Annotated in this window: 5 protein-coding genes and 2 pseudogenes; 3 read left to right on the top strand and 4 right to left on the bottom strand. The window is 62.2% G+C overall.

The annotated features are described in order from the left end of the window. Positions 1-162: pseudogene (locus VGH54_RS27235) on the top strand (IS110 family transposase); the annotation flags it as partial. Between the two features lie 20 nt (positions 163-182). Here VGH54_RS27235 and VGH54_RS27230 read toward each other — a convergent pair. Then, positions 183-1,349, bottom strand: coding sequence for a cytochrome P450 (locus VGH54_RS27230; RefSeq protein WP_331515241.1), 1,167 nt, complete (start codon positions 1,347-1,349; stop codon positions 183-185). A 106-nt stretch (positions 1,350-1,455) separates the two neighbouring features. Beyond that, positions 1,456-1,638, bottom strand: coding sequence for a ferredoxin (locus tag VGH54_RS27225; RefSeq protein ID WP_331515245.1), 183 nt, complete (start codon positions 1,636-1,638; stop codon positions 1,456-1,458). Between the two features lie 248 nt (positions 1,639-1,886). Here VGH54_RS27225 and VGH54_RS27220 point away from each other — a divergent pair, with 248 nt between their 5' ends. Both VGH54_RS27220 and VGH54_RS27215 read left to right on the top strand, forming a co-directional pair. Further along, positions 1,887-3,851 (top strand): flavin-containing monooxygenase, encoded by a 1,965-nt coding sequence (locus VGH54_RS27220; protein ID WP_331515240.1) that lies wholly within the window; start codon positions 1,887-1,889, stop codon positions 3,849-3,851. Next, positions 3,848-4,408 (top strand): cupin domain-containing protein, encoded by a 561-nt coding sequence (locus VGH54_RS27215; protein ID WP_331515239.1) that lies wholly within the window; start codon positions 3,848-3,850, stop codon positions 4,406-4,408. The genes VGH54_RS27220 and VGH54_RS27215 overlap by 4 nt, the downstream gene beginning before the upstream one ends. Before the next feature lie 254 nt (positions 4,409-4,662). Here VGH54_RS27215 and VGH54_RS27210 read toward each other — a convergent pair. Next, a pseudogene (locus tag VGH54_RS27210) lies at positions 4,663-5,105 on the bottom strand (long-chain fatty acid--CoA ligase); the annotation flags it as partial. A 221-nt stretch (positions 5,106-5,326) separates the two neighbouring features. Then, entirely contained in the window at positions 5,327-6,160 is an 834-nt protein-coding gene (locus tag VGH54_RS27205; RefSeq protein WP_331515238.1) for a mycofactocin-coupled SDR family oxidoreductase, read from the bottom strand. Positions 6,161-6,277: the final 117 nt, after the last annotated feature.

Genomic DNA, 6,277 nt, shown 5'->3' with positions numbered 1-6,277 from the left:
ACCGACCCCGCCTCCCGGACCTACTACGACCGCAAGAGAACCGAAGGCAAAACCCACACCCAAGCCGTCATCGCCCTGGCCCGCCGACGCCTCAACGTGCTCTGGGCCATGCTCCGCGACCAAGCCGTCTACCAACCCACCACTACAGCCACGGCGGCTTGACAACGTCATTGAGAATCCTCCTAGTCTGCGATGATCGAGAGCTCTTCGAGCCCGCGAACGAAGAAGCCGCCCCGCAACCGGGGCTCCGCCGTGGTCACGCGGTATTCCGGCGCTCTGCGGAGCACTCCTGCCAACGCATGACGCATTTCGAGACGAGTAACCGCAGCCCCGAGGCAGAAGTGGGCGCCGAATGCGAACGCCAGGTGCGGGTTCGGATCGCGACCGAGGTCGAGCCGGTCCGGGGCGTCGAAGGCGCGTTCGTCACGATTGGCGCAACCGATCATCATGATTACCCGATCGTCCGCGGCGAGCTTTTGTCCAGCGAGCTCGGTGTCCTCGACCACCGCTCGGAGTATCCCCTGTGCTGGTCCGACGAATCGAAGCAGCTCCTCAATGGCCGTCGGCATCAGCGCCGGGTCGCTGACGAGCCGCTTCCGCTGCTCGGGGTTCTCGAACAGGGCAAGCAGTGCGTTCCCGATGAGGTTCATCGTGGTCTCTAGCCCACCGAACAGCAGCAGCACGCATGACGACAGCAGCTCGCTCTCGTTGAGCTCGCCGCCGCTGTTGGCCTCGATGAGCCGGCTGACGAGATCGTCCGCGGGCGACTTCCGCCGCTCGTCGATCATGGCCGCGAAGTAGTTTCGGAGGGCCTGCCCGGCGGCGACGGCCCGCTCCGCCAGCTCGGGGGTCGCAAGCAACGAGTTGCCGGAAACGAGGTCGTCGGCCCAACCCGTGAACATTTCACGATCGCTGCCTGGCACACCCATCATCGCGGAAATCACCGCACCCGGCAGCGGCTCGGCCAGACCCCTCAGCACGTCGAACTCCTGCCCGCGCTCGAGTGGCTCGAGGATCTCGTCGACCAACTCGATGACACGCGCCTCGAGGTTGGCCACCGCGCGAACGGTGAAGGCGCGCCGCACCGGGCCACGCAGTCGTGCGTGGTCAGGAGGATCAGCACCGGCCATGCTGTCGAGCACGAAGGCCTCGGCTACTCGACCGATGTCTTTGTTCGCCTTCGACGAGAATCGCGCAACATCCCGGAGCGCCTCCATAGTTGGTGCGTGCCAGCATGCCATCCACATGCCGAGGGGGTCGTTCCAGACGACTGGCCCTTCGGCGCGGATGGCCGCGAAGGCGGCTGCGGGGTCGGCCTGGACCTCCGGGCCGAACAGGTTGATATCCACCTGACCTACCGAGCTCCTCGGATAGTAGTAAGTACTTACTAGAAGTTACCACACTGCACCGTGGCCTCGTCAACCGCCGCCCGGACCGAACCGACCGGCGGTGTGCTCAGGGGTCGATCGTCAATGCCGCCGTGGGGCAGCTCCCGACCGCCTCTTCTACTGCACTTCGCTCCTCGGCGGTGGGCTGGCGAAGCACATCTGCTTGACCGTCATCAGCGACGGCAAAGATTGTCGGCGCCGCCACCTCGCACTGTCCGATACCTTGGCAGCGCGTCCTATCGACGGACACATTCACGGTGATCGCCTCCTTCGACGCTTCGCACGATCCGTATGGCGGACCGGAACTACTCGACGCAGACGGTGCGTGCACACGGGTTTGACCTGCGCGCGTTGTGCCGCTGGTTGGTCGAGCAGCGCATCGGCTTTGATGCGGTGACCATACATGTCAGTACCCACTTCCTTTAAAAGTTTGCGTAGTGGCCTCTCGTGCGGCAGTATTCTAGTAGATGTAAGTGCTCACTATCCACAAGGGGAGTCATGATGGACGACTGCGCGACCAGTGTGAGGCACAAAGGGCAGGTCGACGCCGGTCTCCTGACCGATCTCGCACGAGCCCTCGAGGATGCCAACGTTCCTGTGCTTGTCGCGATGCTCGCCCACCTAACGGCAGACCGCCGCTGGCTTGAGGCGCCGTACCAGGCGGATCGCGACAGCGTGCTGCGTGACGATCCCACCGGCGGGCTAGCTCCAGAGCAGGTCCGTGAGGTCCGCGCTGCCGCCCTGCGGGTGCTGATCGCACGGCGAGAGAATGGCCAGGATTGGTTGGGGCGCCACGAGCACCTGGATCCGGGCATGTTCGCGGACGTCATGAGCGCGTGCGTCGCCGAGCCTGTGCCGGCCGAATACGAGCCAATGATTCGTGAAGAGATCGGTCTGAGTGCCCGTGCGGTGAATTGGCGCGTGACCCCGCAGCCGAGCACACCCCACGCTTTTCATGTCCTGATTGTCGGCGCCGGAATGTCGGGATTGTGCGCCGCGATACAGCTAAGCCGACTTGGCGTGCCCTACACCATCCTGGAGAAGAATCCGTGCGTCGGTGGAACCTGGTTCGAGAACTCCTACCCCGGGTGCCGTGTCGACGTGCCGAATCACTTCTATTCGTATTCGTTTGCACCGAACCCTGACTGGTCGAGCCACTTCTCCGAACGCGACGAGCTGTTTGCGTACTTCACCGCCTGCGCGACCGAGTACGACGTGTTGCCACACGTACGGTTCAACCATGAAGTCGTGGCGGCCCAATTTGACACTAAACGCCAACGCTGGATCATCGACGCATCGACCGCAGACGGCGCAGTATCGCGGTTGGAGGCGAACGTTCTGATTACCGCCGTCGGCCAGCTGAATCGACCGCTGATGCCGGCACTACAAGGGCTGGCCGATTTTGACGGGCCGGTGTTTCACTCCGCGACCTGGCGCCACGACGTCGAACTGTCCGGAAAGTCCGTCGCAGTCATCGGCACCGGTGCTAGCGCCATGCAGTTCGCCCCAGCCGTAGCCGGCGTGGCCGACAAGACCACGATCTTTCAACGAACACCACACTGGACCGTGCCGAACCCGCTATACCACAGGAAGGTCTCCGACGAAACCAAGTGGCTTCTAACCCACGTGCCCGCATATGCGGGGTGGTACCGTTTCGCGCTTCTGTGGAAGCTGTGCGACGGCTTGTGGCCGACGCTACACGTCGACCCCGAATGGTCGGGCAATGGTCGATCAATCAACAAGTTTAATGAACGCGTCCGGTTACGTCTGACCGCCTACATCGAGCGGCAACTATCGGGCAGACCGGATCTCATCGCAAAGGCACTTCCTCAATACCCGCCATACAGCAAGCGGATAATCGTCGACAACAACTGGTATGAGATGCTCAAACGGCCAGACGTTTCGCTGGTCACCGACACGATTTCGCATGTCACCCCCGACGCGATCGTCACCACCGACGGAACACAACATCCTGTCGATGCGATTATCTGCGGCACCGGGTTCGCAGCCACCAAAGTCCTCTGGCCTATCGAGATTACCGGCAGGTCCGGCGAAAAGCTGGACGCTGTCTGGAACGACGACGATGCCCGCGCATACCTCGGAATGGCTATGCCCGGCTTTCCGAATCTCTTCTTCCTCTATGGTCCCAACACCAATCTTGGCCACGGCGGCAGCATCATTTTCCACGCCGAGTGCCAAGCCAGATACATCGCTCAGTCAATACGCGAGCTGCTCGAAAGTGGCCACGGCGCAATGGAATGCCGCAGCGATGTGTTCGCCAACTATCAGAACAGGCTCGATACCGCACTCAACGGCATGATCTGGTCTCAGGTCGAGGTCGGAAGCTGGTACCGCAACAGCGCACGACGGGTAGTGGCCAACAGCCCGTGGCGCCTAGTGGACTACTGGAACATGACCCGAGAGCTTAATGTCGCCGACTGGACATTCGAGGCACCACGATGAATCACGGGATCCGTCGAGTAGTTACCGGTCACGACGCCAATGGGAAAGCCGTCATCGCCGGCGACGAGCGGCTAACAGGCGCCACCTCCTGGGTTCGCCCAGGTGATGTCTTTTATCGCCTATGGGGTTGGGACGTGGCGCCAACACTTCCCGACGATGAAAGTCAACCCACGGTCGACGACTTCTACCCGCCCAACGGTGGAGCCCGATTCGTTGTCATCACTCTTAGCCCTGACTCCATTGAAACCGACCAGCCCCGTGCGACGGTCTCTGAGCTCGCCGCAGAGTTCGCAAAGCTGCTCCCGGGCGCTGCGCGATACGTCGACCGTGCTGCTCCGCGGTTTCACCGCACTCCAACGGTCGATCTCGCGGTGGTGCTAACCGGCCGCGTGACAATCGAACTGGATAGCGGCGATCGAGCGACGCTATCCGCTGGCGACACTCTGGTGCAGAACGGTACCTCCCACGCTTGGATCAACGCCGGGCCAGAGCCTGCGCGGATCGGCCTCTTCATCGCCGGTGTCACGCACTCCGACATTCCGCCTGCAAGTCGCTAAACATCTGGGAGATGGCCAAAATGCCCTTGCACCCCGATGCCGTCAACCTCGTTAACCGCCATTCTGCAGCGGGGATTCGCGGCGTCGAGGACCTTCACCTCGGTCGCGCGCGCAGGTTAATTGAGGACTCACACAGTTCGCCGGCGACGGCCCCGGACCTGACGATGTGACGGTCCTCCACGATCAGCGGCTGGGCGTCGTAGTCGGCCATGGTGAGCGATAAATCTACCCCGGCCGACGATGAGCCCCGCCGATTAGGTGACGAGCGACAGGGCGTGGGCGCGCCGCAACTTTCCCGACGGGGTCTTGGGAATCATCCCGGGCTGGAGCACGACGACATTGCGAGGTCGGACGTCCACCTCGGCGAGGACCTCGTGCGCAACCTGGGGATGGATGTGGCGCACCCGATCCTGGTCCTGCTTGGACTCAACCGCGATGGCGAACGTCTCGCGAGCCAGCCCGGCATCAAACGCACCGCCACGGCTCAGCCCGGGCGGACGCCGGCCACCCGGGAAGCGGCGCGCTCGAGGTCGGTCGGATAGATGTTGCGCCTGGCCATGATGATGACGTCCTTCACCCGGCCGCACACCACGACGTCGCCGGTTTCGGTGAGGTAGCCCAGGTCGCCGGTGTCGTACCAGCCGTGATCGTCTTGTGCGGCAAAGAAACCCGCCACGGTGGTGTATTCCTGCGTCACCGGCGCGACGTGGCTCGTCTGCTCATCGAGCATGTGCGGGATGTTGGTCGTATACCCGGTCTGGGTGATGCCGAGGTGAGGTCGCCGGCGAAGGTGTCGTAGGTGAAGCCGAGCTGCGGTTGTGAGAAGTTGCCGAAGCCGCGGACTTGACTTCGACGACGTGCCGCACCGTCGGCTGAACCTTCTGCTGCCAAACAATTGAGCCTCGAACTTCAACTGTGCTACTTGATTGTGATCCCGGCGTCCACGGGCAACGTCACGCCTGTGACGTACCTGCCGGACGAACCACACAAATAAATCATCGCCTCACTGATGTCGACTGGCTCGACGAAAGGCACCGGCAGCAAATTGCGCATGCGCTCACCGAACTCGGGATGCTCCGCGGCATATTGCTCCACCTGTTCGTTCAGGATCATCGGAGTGGCCACCCCGGTAGGATGCACTGTGTTGACGCGAATATTGTTCTCGGCGAGCGTGGTGGCGTAGTAGCGCATCAAACCGATGACACCGTGCTTCGCAGCTGTATAACCCGCCTCTCCGTGACTTTTCGTGCTGAAACCCGGACCGAACGATTTAAATCCAGCCGCCGAGCTTGTGATTACGATTACTCCGCCTTCGTCATGCTGCAATAACGCGGGTAGTGCTGCCTCGATTGTGAAGTACACCCCGTTCAACATCACATCGACCGCGTCAAGGTACTCCGAAATCTGCCCAGGCGGCTCGCCGTAACCTGGCGCAATCCCGGCGTTCGCGAGCACGAAATCTAAGCGGCCAAGTTCTGCGACACCTTCCTCGACCACGGCCTTTAGCCGCTGGAGGTCACGGACATCGGCCTGCGCGGAAATGATCCGACGCCCGGTCTTTTCCACCAGGTTGACCGTTTCGTCGAGATCCTCTGGCCGAGCCAGTGGGTATATCACGCTATAAATCTGCTTGCATAGATCGACAGCGATGATGTCGGCGCCCTCTTCCGCAAACCGGACGGCGTGTGATCGACCCTGGCCCCGCGCGGCACCGCTGATGAAGGCTACCTTGCCCTCGAGTCGTTGTGCCATGGCCGCTCCCACGCCTCCCCCGTCGCACCGGACCCGCACCGCCGTATCCTGTGGCCCGGCTGGGGTCCACCCGACGCGCTAGCTCAATTGATGAATATAAAAGTTATCACTTACTTC

The organism is Mycobacterium sp., assembly GCF_036488105.1.
GTDB lineage: Bacteria > Actinomycetota > Actinomycetes > Mycobacteriales > Mycobacteriaceae > Mycobacterium.
This window is presented reverse-complemented; position numbering and strand designations above follow the sequence as displayed.